Annotated in this window: 18 protein-coding genes; 3 read left to right on the plus strand and 15 right to left on the minus strand. The window is 37.5% G+C overall.

Features of this window, described 5'->3' with window-relative positions; genetic code table 11:
* Positions 1-317 precede the first annotated feature (317 nt).
* Complete coding sequence (mgtE, locus tag AC1FXP_RS21105; protein WP_480063923.1) at positions 318-1,682, plus strand: magnesium transporter; 1,365 nt, start codon at positions 318-320, stop codon at positions 1,680-1,682.
* A 259-nt stretch (positions 1,683-1,941) separates the two neighbouring features.
* On the opposite strand, the gene AC1FXP_RS21110 is transcribed toward mgtE, so the two are convergent.
* Together AC1FXP_RS21110 and AC1FXP_RS21115 are read right to left on the minus strand one after the other, a co-directional pair.
* Entirely contained in the window at positions 1,942-2,082 is a 141-nt protein-coding gene (locus AC1FXP_RS21110) for a BH0509 family protein (RefSeq protein ID WP_480063924.1), read from the minus strand.
* Positions 2,083-2,249: 167 nt separating this feature from the next.
* Complete coding sequence (locus AC1FXP_RS21115; protein ID WP_480063925.1) at positions 2,250-2,666, minus strand: universal stress protein; 417 nt, start codon at positions 2,664-2,666, stop codon at positions 2,250-2,252.
* A gap of 286 nt (positions 2,667-2,952) precedes the next feature.
* Here AC1FXP_RS21115 and AC1FXP_RS21120 point away from each other — a divergent pair, with 286 nt between their 5' ends.
* A complete protein-coding gene (locus AC1FXP_RS21120) occupies positions 2,953-3,261 on the plus strand; it encodes a winged helix-turn-helix transcriptional regulator (protein WP_480063926.1) in 309 nt (102 codons plus the stop codon).
* A gap of 63 nt (positions 3,262-3,324) precedes the next feature.
* Here the strand turns inward: AC1FXP_RS21120 and AC1FXP_RS21125 are convergent, their stop codons facing one another.
* From AC1FXP_RS21125 to AC1FXP_RS21140, 4 genes are all read right to left on the minus strand, one after another.
* On the minus strand, positions 3,325-4,728 hold the full coding sequence (locus AC1FXP_RS21125) for an alanine/glycine:cation symporter family protein (protein WP_480063942.1): 1,404 nt from the start codon (positions 4,726-4,728) through the stop codon (positions 3,325-3,327).
* Between the two features lie 313 nt (positions 4,729-5,041).
* Entirely contained in the window at positions 5,042-5,560 is a 519-nt protein-coding gene (locus AC1FXP_RS21130) for a GNAT family N-acetyltransferase (RefSeq protein WP_480063927.1), read from the minus strand.
* A 251-nt stretch (positions 5,561-5,811) separates the two neighbouring features.
* A complete protein-coding gene (locus AC1FXP_RS21135; RefSeq protein WP_480063928.1) occupies positions 5,812-6,570 on the minus strand; it encodes a LamB/YcsF family protein in 759 nt (252 codons plus the stop codon).
* Positions 6,571-6,582: 12 nt separating this feature from the next.
* The gene (locus AC1FXP_RS21140) at positions 6,583-7,770 is read right to left on the minus strand and encodes an NRAMP family divalent metal transporter (RefSeq protein ID WP_480063943.1); all 1,188 of its coding nucleotides are present in this window, start codon (positions 7,768-7,770) and stop codon (positions 6,583-6,585) included.
* Positions 7,771-7,927: 157 nt separating this feature from the next.
* Between AC1FXP_RS21140 and AC1FXP_RS21145 the strand changes: the two genes are divergently transcribed.
* Entirely contained in the window at positions 7,928-8,692 is a 765-nt protein-coding gene (locus AC1FXP_RS21145; protein WP_480063929.1) for an IclR family transcriptional regulator, read from the plus strand.
* Here AC1FXP_RS21145 and AC1FXP_RS21150 read toward each other — a convergent pair.
* The 9 genes from AC1FXP_RS21150 to AC1FXP_RS21190 all read right to left on the minus strand — a co-directional run.
* Positions 8,685-9,680 (minus strand): 5-oxoprolinase subunit C family protein, encoded by a 996-nt coding sequence (locus tag AC1FXP_RS21150; protein ID WP_480063930.1) that lies wholly within the window; start codon positions 9,678-9,680, stop codon positions 8,685-8,687. The genes AC1FXP_RS21145 and AC1FXP_RS21150 overlap by 8 nt on opposite strands.
* Entirely contained in the window at positions 9,680-10,429 is a 750-nt protein-coding gene (gene pxpB, locus AC1FXP_RS21155; protein WP_480063944.1) for a 5-oxoprolinase subunit PxpB, read from the minus strand. Before pxpB ends, AC1FXP_RS21150 begins: the two co-directional genes overlap by 1 nt.
* A 230-nt stretch (positions 10,430-10,659) precedes the next feature.
* Entirely contained in the window at positions 10,660-11,469 is an 810-nt protein-coding gene (locus AC1FXP_RS21160) for a uroporphyrinogen-III synthase (protein WP_480063931.1), read from the minus strand.
* A gap of 245 nt (positions 11,470-11,714) precedes the next feature.
* Positions 11,715-12,866: a mannitol-1-phosphate 5-dehydrogenase gene (locus tag AC1FXP_RS21165; RefSeq protein ID WP_480063932.1), complete on the minus strand. Its 1,152-nt coding sequence runs from the start codon at positions 12,864-12,866 to the stop codon at positions 11,715-11,717.
* 1 nt (position 12,867) lies between these two features.
* Positions 12,868-13,305 (minus strand): PTS mannitol transporter subunit IIA, encoded by a 438-nt coding sequence (locus tag AC1FXP_RS21170; RefSeq protein ID WP_480063934.1) that lies wholly within the window; start codon positions 13,303-13,305, stop codon positions 12,868-12,870.
* A gap of 15 nt (positions 13,306-13,320) precedes the next feature.
* Complete coding sequence (locus tag AC1FXP_RS21175) at positions 13,321-15,435, minus strand: BglG family transcription antiterminator (RefSeq protein WP_480063935.1); 2,115 nt, start codon at positions 15,433-15,435, stop codon at positions 13,321-13,323.
* 362 nt (positions 15,436-15,797) lie between these two features.
* Positions 15,798-17,237 (minus strand): PTS mannitol transporter subunit IIBC, encoded by a 1,440-nt coding sequence (locus tag AC1FXP_RS21180; protein WP_480063936.1) that lies wholly within the window; start codon positions 17,235-17,237, stop codon positions 15,798-15,800.
* A gap of 262 nt (positions 17,238-17,499) precedes the next feature.
* A complete protein-coding gene (nirD, locus tag AC1FXP_RS21185) occupies positions 17,500-17,826 on the minus strand; it encodes a nitrite reductase small subunit NirD (RefSeq protein WP_480063937.1) in 327 nt (108 codons plus the stop codon).
* 18 nt (positions 17,827-17,844) lie between these two features.
* Positions 17,845-18,089: hypothetical protein (locus AC1FXP_RS21190; protein ID WP_480063938.1), on the minus strand; the 245-nt coding region annotated here is incomplete at its 5' end.

Genomic DNA, 18,089 nt, shown 5'->3' on the forward strand with positions numbered 1-18,089 from the left:
CCATTTATGTCCAACCTGAGAATGAATATCAATTTAAATTAAGTTTATCACATGTATTTCGAAAGCGTCAACGCTTATTCCTACTATATTAGTATGAAAAAGAGCATACACGACAGTGCATACTCTTCGTTATTAAAAAGTTGAAATTATTTCATGTCCTATAGATTAATGTCTCTCTTTGGTTTAGTAATAAAAACTTGTTACAGACGACAAAATATCATCAACCAGTAGCTTGTTTCTAAATTTTTTTCAAAAGGAGTTGTACTTACTTCTGCTTTTTTTGTAAAGTTAATAAGTACACTTAGCGAGGTGACGAGATGATTGCAAATATGACTGAAGATCAATTATTAGTATTAGTGATTAGATATATGAAGGAAGCAAAGCGTGGCGCCCTACAGGAACTGCTTGATGAGTTGCACCCCTATGACTTTGCTCAACTATACAAAGGATTGCCAGAGAAGCACCATCATAAATTTCTTACATTTTTAACTCCGTCTCAGATTGCTGCATTAATACAAGAGCTTGAGTATGAAATGCAAATTGATATATTACATAAACTCGGGATTGAACGCTCCTCTAAAGTAATGGATCATATGGATAATGACGATCTAGCGGACTTGTTAAATGAACTGTCTATAGATAAAATCCAAGAGTTTTTAGATATTATGAAAAACGAAGATTCTAAGACGATTCAATCATTAATGAGTTATCCAGCTGATACAGCTGGTGGAATTATGACCAATCAGTTTATTTGGATTCACGCGGATCAAACCGTAAGACAAGCTGTAGATAAGTTGAAGGAATATGCTAGCTTTTCGGAGAACATTTATTACCTTTATGTTATTAATGATGAAGATAAACTTGTTGGTGTTGTTTCCTATCGCGATTTATTAATAGCTGACATTAACGATATTATTGAAGATTTAATGTTTACTCGGGTTGTTTCGGTTCACGTTAATGATGACCAAGAAGAAGTTGCACAGACGATTGAACGATATGATTTCATCGCTGTACCTGTTGTGGACGACCATAATGTTTTAAAAGGGATTATCACTGTCGACGATGCCATTGACGTTGTCATCCAAGAAGCCAATGAAGACATTGAAAAGTTATCAGCTACCGGAAAGGATATTGACTTTCATACAAAGGCTGTAACTGCTTCTGTTCGTCGCCTTCCTTGGTTGGTATTGTTATTGTTTATTGGGCTTGTTTCCGGAAGTATTATTAGTGGGTTTGAAGAAACTCTTGAACAAGTAGTGGCACTGATCTTCTTTATGCCAATGATTGCTGGAATGACTGGTAATACAGGTACACAGTCTTTAGCAGTTGTCGTTCGAGGAATTATTACAAATGATACTGACCGAAAAACAGTTGTTAAATTAATTTTCCGGGAGCTACGGGTCGGAATCATTATTGGCTTAACTTGTGGAATACTTATTTTCTTAATAGCTTACTTTTGGATTGGTAGTTTAACTCTAGGGTTTGTTGTTGGAACCTCCCTATTAATTACATTAATTGTTGGGACTTTAGCAGGAACTATCATTCCATTAACGTTATATCGTATCGGAGTGGATCCAGCTGTTGCGTCAGGTCCACTTATTACGACTTTGAATGATATTTTCTCCTTAATCATTTATTTCGGAATAGCTACAGCATTCTTAACACAATTATCCGGATTATAACTATAAAATACGAGGCTGTCTCAAAGGTCAAAGATCGGACCTTTGAGACAGCCTCTTCTATCTTGTTAACATATCCCCAATGACCCAATAACCAAGTCCATACACTATTACAATGATTGAGATCAGTAGAAACAGTTTTTTATTTGACATTCTCATAACAGACCACCTTTAGCTTTGCTCTTGCTAGTTAGTATACTACATTTTGGGCAAGATACGCTTGACACTGTTATGAACAAAGAATAAATGGCGGTGTAAACACTTACACTTTCTCGTGAAGAAGATATGCTCTTGTATATAGATGTTCAATATCCTCATCCGTCATCATCATTAACTTTCTTTCCGTTAACCCTTGAACCTTAAATAAAAACTGAATCATGTTCTCTCGTTCTTGCCTGCTCATTTAAAATCGCCTCCTGTAGTAATACAATTTATTTTACTTAATTGTATTATATAACAGACCAATGAAAAACGTCAACGGAATTTCCAGAAAAAAAGCCTATTTTTTTTACCTTACTTATACGGCAAAAGAAAAGGAATACCAAAATACATTTAGCATTCCTTTTCTACCTATTTAATAATTAACACTGGACAAGTTGCTCTTTTGGCTACTTTATGACTAACACTACCAAGGATCATTTGTTGAAACTGATTCAGTCCTCGACTCCCAATAACGATTAGATCTGCATCAACCTCCACTGAAAAGTCGACTAAGGTAGCCGCTGGTTCGCCACGTAAAATCTTTACTTCATAATCAATGCCTTCCTTTTTTGCATTCGATTCTACAAATTTAAATTTCTGTTTACGCTTTTCAGCAATTCCTAAGGAGTTCCATGTTTGTAATACATCCGCCTTTGAAGTAGTCCCATCAACCACATAGACAACATACGTATACGCCCCACTTATTTTAGCCAAATTGATTGCTTTTTCTGCTGCTCTAATGGATTGCTCAGACCCATCCAACGCCACAATCATCTTAGTAAACATGAACCCCCTCCTTAGCGGGTACTAAAAAGGGAAAACCGTCCTTTTTCAGCGCCCTCTTCAATAGAGCTATCTTCCCTATACTTTATCCATACACAAAGAAAGGGTGTGTCATTACTACAAAACAAAGAAAATCTAACAAAAATAAATCGAAATTGACGTATCGGGCATGGATTTATCATTTTCATTCCTTGCCCCTCCATGACTTAAGCTTGACCTCGTTAAGATCTTCGACTATATTTTCTCTACAACAACCTTATGGTAAACTAAACATATCGAGGTGATAATAATGGATTACAGCCAAATGTGCCCTAAATACGAGCATGCAATCGAGTTATTAGGAAAAAGGTGGACTGGGCTTATCATCCGAGTTCTACTAGACGGACCAAAACGTTTCAAAGATATAAAATCTCAAATACCAGATATGAGTGATCGGATATTGACAGAGCGAATGAAAGAGTTGGAGCAGCAATCTATTGTAACAAGAAGCGTTTTTCCTGAGAAACCTGTGCGAATTGAATACTCTTTAACAGAAAAGGGCCTTGCACTTGAACCAGTCATTGAATCCATTCAAACTTGGAGCAAGAACTGGACATAAAAGAGTCTTCCTCAACAGGTCCGTTCTTTGACCTTTTGAGAAAGACTCTTTTTACGAACGACGTTATCCAACCATTTTGTCTGATTTACCTTCATCATCCCACGCTTCAGTATTTTTGATTCCAAGCTTCTTAGGGCTAAAAGTAGGATCAAGCCCTTGTGCACGCTGTTCCTCATAGTCTTTAAGTACTTTGAAAGCAATCTTCCCTAATAATACAATACCAATTACATTTATAACGGTCATTAAACCCATAAACAAATCTGCTAGATCCCATACAAGTCCAAGGCTTGCTACCGAGCCGAAAAGTACAAATCCCATTGTCGCTAAACGGTAAACATTAACTGCTGTTTTGCTCTTTTTAATAAATTCAATATTTGTTTCACCATAGTAGTAGCTACCAATGATTGAACTAAATGCAAACATAAAGATTGCCGCAGCAATAAAGTAACTAGCCCAACCTCCAATTTGTAAGCTAAGTGAATTTTGTAGTAACTGAATACCTTCAGCTTCACTTAAATGATAATCCGTGTTTAGTAGAATAATGAACGCTGTCGCTGAACAAACGATTAATGTATCAACGTATACTCCTAATGTTTGAACAAAACCTTGCTTTGCAGGATGTGATACGTTCGCAGTTGCAGCTGCGTTTGGCGCACTACCCATACCAGCTTCGTTTGAGAAGAGACCTCGACGAACCCCCATCATAATAGCTGCACCGATACCTCCACCAAGTGCTTGCTCAAAACCAAATGCACTACGAACAATTAGCCCTAATACAGATGGAATTTGAGATACATTCATTACAACTACAACAAGGCCAATAACAATATATAAAACTGCCATGATCGGTACGATAACACTAGAAAAGTTTGCAATACGGTGTACACCACCAAAGATAATTGCTCCAGCTAATACAGTCATAACAACACCCATTAACCAAGGGCTTACACCAAACGCGTTATCAAACGCGCCGGCAATTGTGTTACTTTGTACAGAGTTAAAAATAAGGCCAAAGGTAATAGCAATTAATACAGCAAACACAATTCCCAACCAGCGTTGACCTAAACCTTTTTCAATGTAGTATGCTGGACCACCACGATAAGAATCTTTATCTTTTATCTTGTATACTTGAGCTAACGTACTCTCGATAAAGCTTGTGGCACCACCAAGCAATGCTACAACCCACATCCAAAAAACAGCACCTGGACCACCTAGTGCAATCGCAACTGTCACCCCTGCTAAGTTACCCGTTCCTATACGAGTTGCCGCACCGATAGCAAATGACTTAAACGGACTAATGCTCTTCATTCCGTCAACTTCTGTTGATTTTTGGGTAACAACACGGAACATCTCAACCATGCTTCTAAACTGCATAAAACGAATTTTGAATGTGAAATACAAACCCGCACCTAGCAACCCTCCGATAACAACATACGTCCATAAAAAGCCATTAAGAAAATCAATCATTGCTTGCAAATCAGAACACCTCACTTTTTTTAGTTATCTAAATTGTTTTTCTAATATACACCGATAATCGAGAACTTGTAAATATTAATTGTCAGAAAATTTAGCGAACTATTTTCCATTTCTTTCTTTTTGACTCTATTACTTATCCATCTAACGCAACCATTGTAGGTTTTACTGATTTTTATACAGGAAAGAGGTACAGATTCATTAAACAAATGTAAGTTTTCAACTAAAAAAAGAGGAGATTCTCCCCTCTTACAAAATCATCCATTATTCAAATATAAGAAATCGTTACAGTGAAAAACCTTATCCTTTATAAATTACTCCAGCTATAGGCAAGAAAATCATAGGTTTCGTCCTTAAGCTTAGCTTCACCTATATCAACTTCCCGTAACACAAACCCATTCTTCTCTAAAATTCTTTTCGATCCGTAATTGTGACTTGTTGTTTTTGCACAAATTACCATAATTTTGTACTTCTTCTTTAATAATGTCATCATCATTTCAACACTTTTAGAGGCAAGCCCGTTTCTTACGTACTTTTTACCAATGCGGTATCCAATGTCAGCTGAAAAGAAGGGCTCATGCTTTAGGTTAAAAAGATTGATTCTACCTAAAATTGTTTTGTCCGTTGACAAAATTAAGTAATATTGTCCCTCTCCCTTCTCTTGCTCCACTAACAATTCGGTCAAAAAAGTTAAAAATTTATCTCTTTTGTAATAGTCATCGCCTCTTCCGGGTACCATTTCCTCAAAAAACGTTCTATTTTCCAGTTCAAACTTTAGTAGTTGCTCAGCATAATCTAATGATAAAGTTACTAATTTTATTTCCATGACCGTCACCACCCACTCTTCAGAAATGAAAATCAGCTTTATAAACTATCATACTTAGCAACGTTCTTTGTATGATTACGATTAGATTCATGTAAGTACATACATATAGTACCATTCCATTTCCATCAATCTTTCCCTTTCATTTCTTACCATCAAATATAAAAAAACCTTAGCAGATAATCGAACACTGAAAAGGTGACCTTCACCTTTTCAATACCTCATCCTAAGTTTTTTTTGAGGATACTGAAGAATTATAAAATTGAGCTTATCGTAATCCCTTCTACTTGCAACATCCCTCTCAGCTCTTGAGTAAACTCAAGAGCTTTTTCTCCATCCCCATGGACACAAATCGTATCTGCTTGAATAGGAACGACCGTACCGTCTATCGCTTTGACTGTGCCAGATTTGATCATCGTCACAACTTGCTCAATCGCTAGGCGCACGTCATGTATGAGGGCATGCTCGTTTATGCGCGGTGTTAACGTTCCATTTGCTTGGTACGTCCTATCAGCAAAAACCTCATTTGCCACTCTTAAACCAATATTCGATCCAGCTTTTGTTAGCTCACTACAGGATAAGCCGAATAATACTAGATCACGGTCAACATCATACACGGCCTTAGCAATAGCTTCCGCAACGACTCGGTCAGTAGCTGCTACATTAAATAAAGCCCCATGTGGTTTCACATGCTGCATCCTAACCCCCTCAATATCACAAAAGCCTTTCAATGCACTAATTTGATAAACAACAAAATTATAAATGTCCTCTGGATTTGTTTCAATTAGCCGCCTTCCAAATCCTAATAAGTCTGAAAATCCCGGATGAGCACCAATTTTTACTCCTTTGGTTGCTGCCATTTTTACCGTTTTTGCCATAACATTATGATCACCAGCATGAAACCCGCAAGCAACATTTGCCGAGGTAACGTAATCTAATATTTTTTCATCTTGGCCAATTTTATAAGCACCAAAACTTTCTCCTAAATCACAATTTAAATCTACACTTCTCATTAAAATCCTCCATTAAAAAAGTTGTGGAATCATTTCCGTTAGCGTACGAACACCAAGATATGCAGTTAACGCAACAACAATCGCACCAAAAACAGTCATCCAAACCGGATGTTTATATTCCCCTACAATGCTGACACGATGAGCAGCTAACAATATACATCCTAGTGTAAGCGGCAAAATCAATCCATTAAATGCACCTGCTAATAAGAGCAAAGCAACAGGTCGTCCGATTATTGCAAAGACGGTTGTAGAAAATACAATAAATCCAACCGTCCAGTAGTTCTTGTTCCGTTCAATACTTGGATGAAAAGTTGTTAAAAATGATACCGATGTATAGGCTGCACCGATCACCGATGTGATTCCAGCAAACCATAATACTAGACCAAAAATACGGTAGCCCGCTTCTCCTGCTGCGATTTGAAAAACAGACGCCGTTGGATTTTCTGGATTTAAAGCAAATCCTGCCGACACCACCCCGAGGATCGCTAAAAATAAAATGACCCTCATAATAGAGGCTACAACAATTCCAGTTACTGCTGTATTCGTAACATAGCGTAAATTCTCACGACCTGTTATTCCAGCATCTAATAGCCTATGACCACCAGCAAATGTAATATAACCACCAACCGTCCCACCAACGATCGTAATAATCGCTAAAAAGTCCACTTCTATCGGGACAAATGTCCGCAAGACTGCTTCTGTGTATGGTGGAGCACTAACAAACATGACATAAGCTGTTAGCAAAATCATCAAGGCTCCTAAATAGCGCACGATTTTATCCATTGCCATATTGGCTTCTTTTAATAAAAAGATAAAGATACAAATAACTCCTGTCATAACGGCACCAACTGTCGTACCAAGGCCTAACAGAGCATTGACCCCGAGCCCTCCGCCAGCTACGTTTCCAATATTAAAGGCAAGTCCACCTAGGACGATAAAAAAAGCAACGACATACCCTAAACCTGGAAGAACTGCATTTGCTATTTCTTGGCCGCGCATTTTTGATATAGCAATGATTCTCCATATGTTAATTTGCGCACCGATATCTAAAATAACAGATGCCAATATGACAAAACCAAAGCTTGCTAATAACTGTTCTGTAAAAACAGCTGTTTGTGTTAAAAAACCTGGACCTATTGCTGATGTCGCCATTAAAAAAGCAGCTCCGGTCATTGCACTTAATCTTTCTTTCGGTGTCATTTGTTCATTTTGGAGTGATCTTTGATTATTCATTTCTACTCTTCCTCGCTGTAATATAATATGCCTTGCCCATTCATAGACATGGATAATCTAGTTTTGTAAAATAAATGATAGCGTTCTTCCTATTTTGTCTTTAAACATTAAAGAGGTGTTACTGTTGCAAAGCAAAAACAAAACTGTTGTGAAATCGTTAACCGTTCTAAACCTATTTCGGATTCATTCACGGCTGACTTTAAATGAAATTGTCCATCTAACTGAACTCCCGAAAACTTCAGCTCATCGAATGATTGGTTCTCTTTCCGATATGGGCTTTCTTACAAAAGATAGCGATGGCTACTATTCTCTCGGTTTGCTATTTCTTGAGTTCGGTCACCTCGTCGCTGAACGAATTGATCTTCGTAAGATTGCTAAGCCTCATATGGAAACCCTAAGAGATGAAGTAAACGAAGCTGTTAATTTAACGATTCGAGAGGGTGATGAAGCCGTTTATGTAGAAAAAGTGGATACAGACCATCCTGTAAGACTTTTCACAAAAGTAGGCCGGCGATCACCTCTTTATACAGGTGCTTGTTCCCGAATTATTCTTTCTTACACCGATGAAAAAGAACAAGAAACGTATCTACGTAATGTGGAACTTAAACCATTTGGAACGAAGACGATTAAAGATAAAGATGTTCTGATAGATGTTTTGAAGCAATCTCGCATGAATGGGTTTGCTATAAGTTACTCAGAACTTGAAAATAACACAGTCTCCATCGCTGCTCCCATTTTCAACTTAAGTGGTCAGGTTATTGGTGGACTAAGTGTCGCAGGACCTGAACTACGTTTTTCAAAAGAACGTATAACTGAACTTGTTGAGAAAGTTAAACAAACCGCCAATAGCATCTCTAAAGAACTTGGGTTTATCAAACAACCTATGTAGACATTTTTTTTAACAATATACCTGCTCTTAGCTCCCTTAGATCCATTTCCCGTTTTAGCAAAAGGCTTTCTGCTTCGTATATCGATACAGGCATAAAGCTTATCCGTTCTCCTGGTTTTAATTGAGCAATCATTGGTATATCGACGTCAATCACCTGTCCTATTTTTGGATATCCTCCTATCGTTTGTCTATCTGCAAGGAGAATAATGGGGTTTCCATCTGGAGGAACCTGAATTGTACCAAAAGTAACTGCCTCTGAGAGTAATTCTACTTGCTCTCCTAGCCTTAATAGTTGGCCCGAAAGCCTGTACCCCATTCGATCCGATTGGGGAGTTACTTTAAATTTGCATTGAAACAGATCTTCCCGGCTCTCTTTTGTAAATTGTTCAAAATGAGGGCCTGGAATGATTCTAACAACTTGCTTAGGTCTATGAAAAAGGTAGGATTGTATACCCCAATCTGTCGTGGAAAAGGTAGCAATCTTATGTTCAGTCTCTTCAAAGAAGGGCAATATATTCTTTTGTTTCTGATATGTAATAACATCTCCCGTGTCTAGTGCTCTTCCACGATAGCCACCAACGCCGGCGCGAAGATAGGTACTCTTACTCCCCATTACTTTTGGAATGTCAAATCCTCCAGCGACAGCCAAGTAACCTCGACATCCTGCTTTTACCGGTCCAAAAGAAAGGACACTACCTCTCTTTACATAGATAGGCCTATGTAAAGGGACTGGCTTTTGATTGATCGTTGGTGAAAGATCGCCCCCGGTAATAGCAAAAATGGTATCAGTTTCGAATCTTAAAGAAGGACCAGCTAACGTCATTTCTAATGCTGCTTCTCCTTCCTCATTTCCCACTAACAAATTAGCAAGCCTTAAGGAAAGAGGATCCATAGCTCCGCTCATAATGACTCCATGTTTTTGTAAGCCCGTTCTTCCAAGATCCTGAACCGTTGTCAAAAGACCTGGTTTGATTACCTTTAAAGCCATTATGAACCCTCCTTATAGTCGTTATACTCTTCAACTGTTATTGGTTTAAATCTCACAATATCACCTGATTCAAGTAAACTCGGTGGCGTCTTATCTTTTAAAAATAAATCCAAAGGAGTTCTTCCAATAATTTGCCATCCACCTGGAGTAGAGAGTGAATAGACTCCCGTTTGCATTCCAGCTATACCAACAGAACCTTTTGGTATTTCCATTCGCGGTTTTCCCCTTCTTGGTGTTGCAATTCTCCCAGACATGCCTCCCAAATAAGGAAAACCTGGGGCAAATCCAACCATATAAACAAGATAATCTCCACTAGAGTGAATCTTTACAACTTGTTCAGGAGAAAGGTTGTTATGTTCTGCGACATAGTCAAGATCAGGACCAAAAGCCCCGCCGTAACAAACTGGTATTTCAACAATTCTAGCTCTGTGTTTATCTGTTTTTTCTAAATTTTGTATTGCTTCTTTAAGGGAAACACAGACGAAATCAGATGGTGACTCAACGTTTGTATGATTTACCTTTCTTTCGCTTTTGTAAATTTGGATAGGATCATAAAAAACCGTTACACTCGTAAACGATGGAACGATTTCTATTAGACCGACAAACGAATGATCCTCTAAGTAATTTGTTAAAGCTTTTACTTTTTCATGCAAATCAACACAAATCTCCTCACCAAAAGAGACCACTACTGCAGACTCACTTAACCTTGTTATCTTAACCTCTTTGTCAAGCTGGTTAATTAATTGCACCAAACGTCTCCCCTCCTTCAGTTCCGAATACCGGAACACAAATTCCAAATATTAGTCTTTGTAATAATTATAATTATCAGATATTGAAAATGCAATTTTAAAACAGAAAAATTACACCCTTTGCGACATAGATATTTTACATATTTTCATGACCTTTTATACTAAAACAAAAGGGATCTCCCAACAGGCCTGTTCTTGGCCTTTGGGAGATCCCTTTTTAAAGTTTGCTCTTAATTTTCTTCAAAATAACGGGTCATCTCAACAATCATAGCCCCCATTCTTTCAAGTTCAGGTGCCACAACTCTTTCAATGCCCTCTTCGTTCAATGCCTCTGCCGTTACCTTCCCAACAGCGACTGCAAGTACATTCGTTCTAAAAGCTTCTAATACTCGTTCTACATATCCCTTTTCTTTTACATATTTAAAGAAGGAGCGAACTTGGATGGCTGCTGTGAAGCATACAGCATCTATTTCAGAACGAAAAAGCTCTTGGCAAAGTTGTTCAACCGTATCGAAGTCTGGATCAACATGCTGATAAGGCAATACTTTCATGACCTCTGCTCCTGATTCCTCCAAGTAGTTGATAAGCGCAGGAGCATTCTCACCATGAAGCTGTACCATGACTTGTTTCCCCTTGAAGTCAATTCCTGCTAATGACTGTATCAATCCTTTTATTGTTCCATCATCATCCTTCACGTCAGGTGTAACGCCTATTTTTTTTAGGGCTGCAAATGTCTTATACCCTCTCGATGCTATCTTGGCATCATTCACAACGTTCATAAACGAGTCCTTTAGTTTTAATTCATCAGCAAGCTCTAAAAGTGCGTTCGTACCAATACCAGTCGTGAAGATAATCCAATCAAATTGCTCTTTTACAATTCTTTGTAAATCCTCTTTTACTTGATCATCCGCTTTGAACACAGTCCCTTGAAGAGATCGTACTAAAGGTGCTCCATTTTGCTTTTCAATCAATGTACTCATTTCATCTGTCTTTCTTGAAGCTGCAAGGACAATCTTTTTTCCATTTAGTCCGGTCTTCATCGTTTCACTTCTTTCTCTTTTATATTTTCATTACATTAATTATAAGCCTTTATTCGACATAAACAAAAGGGATTATCCCAAAAGGTTTGATTTTTGACCTTTTGGGATAATCCCGAAGCAATGTGCGGAGTCGCTACATCTTTCAAAAGCCTTGAGAGGAGTGGTTTTCTCCTCTCAAGGCAAGTAGCGAACGGCGCCATTGCCATTTCTGTTTCTAGTTTTTGAGACAGCTTTTTTTGAATTTACTATTTTTTAAATTCATTATATTGATCAAAAATCAACGTAAATAAACGACTATTTCTATCTAACTTTGTTACTTCCATTATTGCTGTTTCTAACCCTTTTTCTTGAATAAGATTTTGGATCTGAACGGCTTCTTCATCTGTTTTCACATCATAATGTAATGCTGCTGCAATAGCCTTCACTAAATAAACAGGATCATCGCCAACCATTTCAACAAATTGCTTGGCTGGTCCTATTAGTCGGTCATTAGGTCCTAATTTTCGTAAAGGACCTCTCCCCACTCTCGTGACATCGTCAGCTAAGTTCGGATTTAAAAACCGGTTAATAATTTTGTCTATATAGGCTTTGTGTTCTTCTACGTTAAATGAATGTTTCTTTGAAAGTAAGAGGCCTGTTTCCTGTAACGTTTTTTCAAGTAACTCTTTAATCTCTTCATTTGCTAATGCTTGATCTATTGTTTTCATACCAGCTTGGTAACCTAAATAAGCAGCAACAGCATGACCTGTATTCACCGTAAATAGTTTTCTTTCAATGTAAGGGTTCAATTCAGCAACATACGTGACGCCTGCAATTTCCGGGATATCCCCAATCATCGTTGATTGTTCAACGACCCATTCATAGTACGGCTCCACCATTACTAGTAGCTTATCATCATTTACTTGATTCGGAACGATTCGATCAACCGCTGCATCTGGGAATGCAAAATATTGATTAAATGTCTCTTTTTCAGTATCCGATAAGTTCTGATAAACACTTTCCTTTAAGAGCGTACTACCACCAATCAAATTCTCACATGCAATGATATTTAATGGATTTTTGTTACTTTCTAATCGCAAACTCAATCCTTCTTGAATACTTTTAGCAATAATCGGTAAGATGTTAGGCCCTACAGCTGTTGTTACGATATCAGCCTTCACAATCGCCTCTTTAACTAGATCTGGGTCTTGCATACTATTGATGGCTGAGACATTTTTTATTGTTACTGTTTCTTTCGATTGATCAGCAAGAACAACATTATATTCTTTACGTTCATTAATTAAATCAACGATTTCCTTATTTACATCAACAAAAACCGTTTCATATCCTGAATCATATAACAAAGATCCAATAAAGCCACGACCGATGTTCCCCGCTCCAAAATGTACAGCTATCATATTAGTTCACCTCTTCAAAAATTTCGAGGATTTCCTCCGTTGACGTTGCTGATACAATTTTCTCTACATTTTCCTCTTCTGAACAAACAATTGCAATTTGCGATAATATATCTAGGTGCTCATCACCCTTACCTGCAATTCCAATTAAGAGCTTAACTTCATTACCTGCACCAAACTCTACCCCGTTTGGCACTTGAATAACCGCAATACCTGATTCTTTTACCGATGCTTTCCCTTCTTCTGTACCATGTGGGATAGCTACGAAATTGCCCATATATGTTGATGTTAGTTCTTCTCTCTCTAACATTCTGTCAATGTAAGAAGGTTCAACATACCCAAGCTCAACTAATAAGTCCCCAGTCATTTTAATCGCATTTTCTTTCGTATCCACCTCTTTGTTTAATAAAATGTTCTCTTTTGCGAAAATTGGTAATGACATATCTAAACACTCCTTTTATTTGTTTGTTTTTTCTATAAAAAAGTTTTCTAATTTCGTTGCTAAATAGGATGAAATCTTGCTCTCATCTTTCGATTCAAACCGTAAAATACTTAATTCATTTTCAATTATTAATGCACTTATATGACTTAGAACTTCTAATGAAGTAGTCGATAATTCCTTAGGTGAGAGCATTAACAAAACAGTTTCAACTTCCATTTCAGATTGATCCATCGCACTAATTGTTTGTGGCGTGCTCATCGCATGAACGGTAAACGACGGTTTTACAACAGCATCGCTTCTTGTATGGTACAACGCTAACCTTGTATTCGGGATTCCTAACCCGCCAATTGCCTCACGCCTTAATAAATCATCTAATAAAACTGATACACCAGAAACGACTTCTTCTGTCAGTAGTTTCGTACATGCATCCTCTAGCAATTTAGAGATAGCGATTTCATCTTTATAAATAGAAACTGATAACCCTTGCAAAAGTGAAATAATCGTTTCAGAGTATTCGTTTAGCACTTGCATTCGTTCTAATGTATTTTCCCTTTTCGTATATAATGGATAATCTAACGCTTCACTTGAAAAAGGTTTATCGACACTCTGTTTTTCATGAATATAGGATTTTATTTTTCCGATCTCATCAGATGTTAAAATGGGATGAACTACAATATAATCTCGCTTTAACTCCGGAAGTCGAATGGTAGATAAAATTACGTCGTATTTCGCATCATTCATCTGATTAAGTTCAAACATCGAAACATTTTTACACTCTTTTATTTCTGGAATTTCTTTTTGCACCCTTGTTGCTAACATTTTTGATGTACCGATTCCACTCGAACAAACGATTAACGCTCTTAACGACTCATTTTCGTTCTTACCTAAAATGACAGAGCCGAAATGAAGAACTAAGTAACCTATTTCTTCTTCTGGAACTTCTAATTCAGACAAGACTACTTCCACTCCACCTTTAACTATTTCAAATAACTCAGCATAGTCGCTTTTTATTTTTTCTAGCAGTGGATTTGTAATCCCCATATTTTGCTTAATCCGAAAGATTGCTGGGCTTAAGTGTGCTACTAATCCTTGCAATAGTGCATGATTATTCGCTAACGGTATGCCTGTTTTTTTCTCTACATAGTGAATAAGGCTTTTTGCTTTTAGGGCGGTTTGAAGACTCGTATCTTCGATTAAATATTCTTTATCGTGTCTTAACTTAGCGCCACGAAGATGCATCGTTATATAACCAACTTCAGCTTTAGGAATTGTCGTCTGAAACACACTCTCTAGCTTAGCGATGATCTTCTCGGCTATCTTGAATTCAGGTGTAATTTGCAATCGCTCTAAATAACTTTGATCGATTGAAATGTTCTCACCTTGTAATATTCGTTCCATCGCTAATGCTAAGTGTACGACTAGCCCCATATAGGCGCTGTCAGCTATTGAGTAAGGTAGTTCTTTGTTTATTTCCTCAATTACCTTCTCAACAATATGCAAGTTTCTTTTTTCAACTAAACCTAATAATCTTTCAGAAATAACCTCAGATTGTTGTGTAGATTTCTTTTGAATATTCTCCCTAATCAACGACAACAAATCAAATTCATCCACATTTTCTGAAATGATTTTGCTCATTGCTTTTCGCTTAGATGTTTCATCGCCAGCTATCTCAACACCATAACCTCTTTTTCTAATTAGCGAGAGATTCGTATACATTTGCAACTGCTCTTCTACTTTATTTAAGTCATTACTAACAGTGGCAATAGTGACATTCAAGTCACTTGCTAGAGCAAGCAGTTTAACAGGCTCGATTGATTCCAATAACGTACACAGAATAATCGTTTGCCTTTCCTCAGGAGTGTATTCATTGTGCGTAATATTAAAGAGAAATAACTTCATATTCTCAATCTGTTCTTTCTCACCAATGATTTGAACACCGACTCCAGATTTTTTTATTAACCGTAAGTCATACTCCTTTAAAATGTCTTCAACGCCTTTTAGATCGCGGTGAACGGTGCGCACACTGACATCAATCTTCTCAGCAAGCCCTTTTACTGTTATTTCTTGATCTGATGCAAGTAGATGTTCAAGAATTTGTCTTTCTCTTGCCGTAATGTAAATAATATTCACCTCACTTAAAAAGCTATTTGATGACAAAATTAAAATCAGATAACTATATTTTTATCTTAAATGAGTTATTTTATTGATTCAATGAAAGGTAATTTCAATTTCGTCTTTGCTATTGTTGCCATAATTTTAAAAGATTGAGTTACAGTATAGTACACTCATTTTTAAAGGCTGTTTTCGCATACATTGTTGTTTTTGGGGCACGTGTTCTCCTCATGTTCGTTCCACCTGAGCTCCAGCCACTTCACTACGAGAAAGACGTTTCTTCACAGCATCAATCTTTAAGAAAACAACCTTTTTAAAAGAGCACACCATAAATGGCATGCTCTTTTGTCTGAAAAATAAGCAGATACTCGATGAAAGAATTATTTCAGCTTCTCAATAAGCTCATCATACTTTGGACTGTTCAAGAAGTTTTCTACTGAAATATGAACTGCTGTTGGTAATTTTGCTTTCGCGCGATCTGTTAGATCCTTGTGTGAAATAACGATGTCTGCGTCATTCGGAATGTTGTTAATAGCCGTGTTTGTTACATCGATTTCTAGACCCGCTTTTTTCACTTTATTTCTTAAGATGGATGCCCCCATGGCACTAGAACCCATACCTGCATCACACGCAAAAATAATCTTGTTTACATTTTCTTTCACAATTTTGTTATCTGCTGCTTTTACTTCTTCTGTTTCATCTTTGTTCACTAAAACAGAAGCTCTGCTTTCTTTCCCTTTTAATGCAGATGTTTTCTCTGTCGCTTTTGCTAAATCTTCTTCACCTGTTAATTTTGAACTCTTAAGGATAACCGAAGCAATAATAAACGATACAGCAGTAGCAGCAAGAACACCCGCAATAACAGCGAAGTATCCACCTCTTGGTGTCATAGCTAACACCGCAATAATACTACCTGGTGACGGAGCGGCAACAAGTCCACCATTAAACAACAATAGTGTGAATACTCCTGTAGCACCACCTGCAATGGCTGCGATAATTAGTGCAGGTTTCATTAAGATGTACGGGAAGTAAATTTCATGAATCCCACCAAAGAAGTGAATAATTGTCGCACCTGGTGCTGATTGTTTTGCCATTCCTTTACCAAACAACATAAAAGCAAGTAAAATACCAAGACCCGGACCAGGGTTTGCCTCTAATAGGAATAAGATTGACATTCCCTCACGCGCTGCTTGCTCAATTCCAATAGGACCTAAAATTCCATGATTTATTGCGTTATTTAAGAATAAAACTTTTGCCGGTTCAATTAAAATACTGGCAAGTGGCAATAAGTTGTTTGTTACTAGGAAGTTCACTCCAGATGCTAACGTTTGGTTTAACGTATAAACGATCGGGCCAACCCCAACATATGCGATAATAGTTAGCGCTCCTCCAATAATACCTGCAGAGAAGTTATTGACTAACATTTCAAAGCCAGACTTAACTTTATTCTCGAAATACTTATCAACTTGCTTAATAAGCCAACCACCAAGTGGCCCCATAACCATTGCTCCCAAGAACATTGGAATGTCCGCACCAACGATAACCCCCATTGTTGCAGTAGCACCAACTACCCCTCCTCGTAGGTCATAAACCATTCGACCACCAGTAAAACCAATTAGTAGAGGCAGCAAGTAAGTGATCATTGGACCAACTAGCTCAGCTAAACTCTCATTTGGCAACCAACCCGTAGGAATAAATAATGCGGTAATAAGTCCCCACGCGATAAAAGCTCCAATATTCGGCATAATCATGCCACTTAAAAAACTACCAAAGCGTTGAATTTTCACTTTGAAATTTGAATTTGTTTTTTGTGAATCCATCTTTCTATCTCCTTTCGGAAAGCTGTATTTGCCTTGCTTTTTTCTATACCTTTATGATAAAGCGTTTACAGCAGAGATTCCATCTATAGTAATGGTCCTTTTGTCAATTGTATTGTTGCCAAAATTAAAGACGTATATATAATTGTCCTTTTTTTGTCAAAAAAGGGAAAGGCTGATTTGAATATAAAGATAACGAGCGCTCTTACTACAAAAAAAAGAAGACGAAAATCGAAAATGATTTTCGCCTTCTTACTATATCTGCTTAATTCATTACCACATAAATCGCCTCATCCACCACTTCAACATCATACCTCTTCACACAGCCTACATCAGGCGCCTGGACTTTCCCATCTTTCATGCTGATCTTCCAATCATGAAGGGGACAAAAGACGTGCTCTCCACTGACGATCCCTTCAGATAGCGGTCCTCCTTTGTGAGGACAGCTATTTTGAATCGCACGAATCTTTCCATCTTTTTGTTTGAACAAAGCAATTTCTTCACCCAATACGTTCACTCTTTGACCGATTCCTATTGATAACTCTGAAACATTCGCTACATGAACTTTCTTTGCACTATCAACTTTACTCATATGAGTCTCCCCCTCCGATTAAGAAAGCACTTCTACTTGCTTCTTTTTGAATTCTTGTTGTAATTCTTCTTTCTCAACAATTTCCTTCCATGGATCTTTTCCAGTTGAAAGAGCTACGTCCATTCTTTCAATAAGAGCTTTGCGACCTTCCTCGTCTTCAAGAACCACTTTCTTCATATGATCTAAGCCAACTCGTTCCACAAAATGGGACGTTCTCTCTAAATATCTCGCATTCTCTCTGTAATATTGCATAAACGCACTGA

The organism is Halalkalibacter sp. HAAS-P013 (assembly GCF_056619925.1).

Bases quoted from the DNA above. Each gene is read 5' to 3' on its own strand.
- mgtE (WP_480063923.1), top strand. From the start codon at position 318: ATGATTGCAAATATGACTGAAGATCAATTATTAGTATTAGTGATTAGA.
- AC1FXP_RS21110 (WP_480063924.1), bottom strand. From the start codon at position 2,082: ATGAGCAGGCAAGAACGAGAGAACATGATTCAGTTTTTATTTAAGGTT.
- AC1FXP_RS21115 (WP_480063925.1), bottom strand. From the start codon at position 2,666: ATGTTTACTAAGATGATTGTGGCGTTGGATGGGTCTGAGCAATCCATT.
- AC1FXP_RS21120 (WP_480063926.1), top strand. From the start codon at position 2,953: ATGGATTACAGCCAAATGTGCCCTAAATACGAGCATGCAATCGAGTTA.
- AC1FXP_RS21125 (WP_480063942.1), bottom strand. From the start codon at position 4,728: ATGATTGATTTTCTTAATGGCTTTTTATGGACGTATGTTGTTATCGGA.
- AC1FXP_RS21130 (WP_480063927.1), bottom strand. From the start codon at position 5,560: ATGGAAATAAAATTAGTAACTTTATCATTAGATTATGCTGAGCAACTA.
- AC1FXP_RS21135 (WP_480063928.1), bottom strand. From the start codon at position 6,570: ATGAGAAGTGTAGATTTAAATTGTGATTTAGGAGAAAGTTTTGGTGCT.
- AC1FXP_RS21140 (WP_480063943.1), bottom strand. From the start codon at position 7,770: ATGACACCGAAAGAAAGATTAAGTGCAATGACCGGAGCTGCTTTTTTA.
- AC1FXP_RS21150 (WP_480063930.1), bottom strand. From the start codon at position 9,680: ATGGCTTTAAAGGTAATCAAACCAGGTCTTTTGACAACGGTTCAGGAT.
- AC1FXP_RS21160 (WP_480063931.1), bottom strand. From the start codon at position 11,469: ATGAAGACCGGACTAAATGGAAAAAAGATTGTCCTTGCAGCTTCAAGA.
- AC1FXP_RS21165 (WP_480063932.1), bottom strand. From the start codon at position 12,866: ATGATAGCTGTACATTTTGGAGCGGGGAACATCGGTCGTGGCTTTATT.
- AC1FXP_RS21170 (WP_480063934.1), bottom strand. From the start codon at position 13,305: ATGTCATTACCAATTTTCGCAAAAGAGAACATTTTATTAAACAAAGAG.
- AC1FXP_RS21180 (WP_480063936.1), bottom strand. From the start codon at position 17,237: ATGGATTCACAAAAAACAAATTCAAATTTCAAAGTGAAAATTCAACGC.
- nirD (WP_480063937.1), bottom strand. From the start codon at position 17,826: ATGAGTAAAGTTGATAGTGCAAAGAAAGTTCATGTAGCGAATGTTTCA.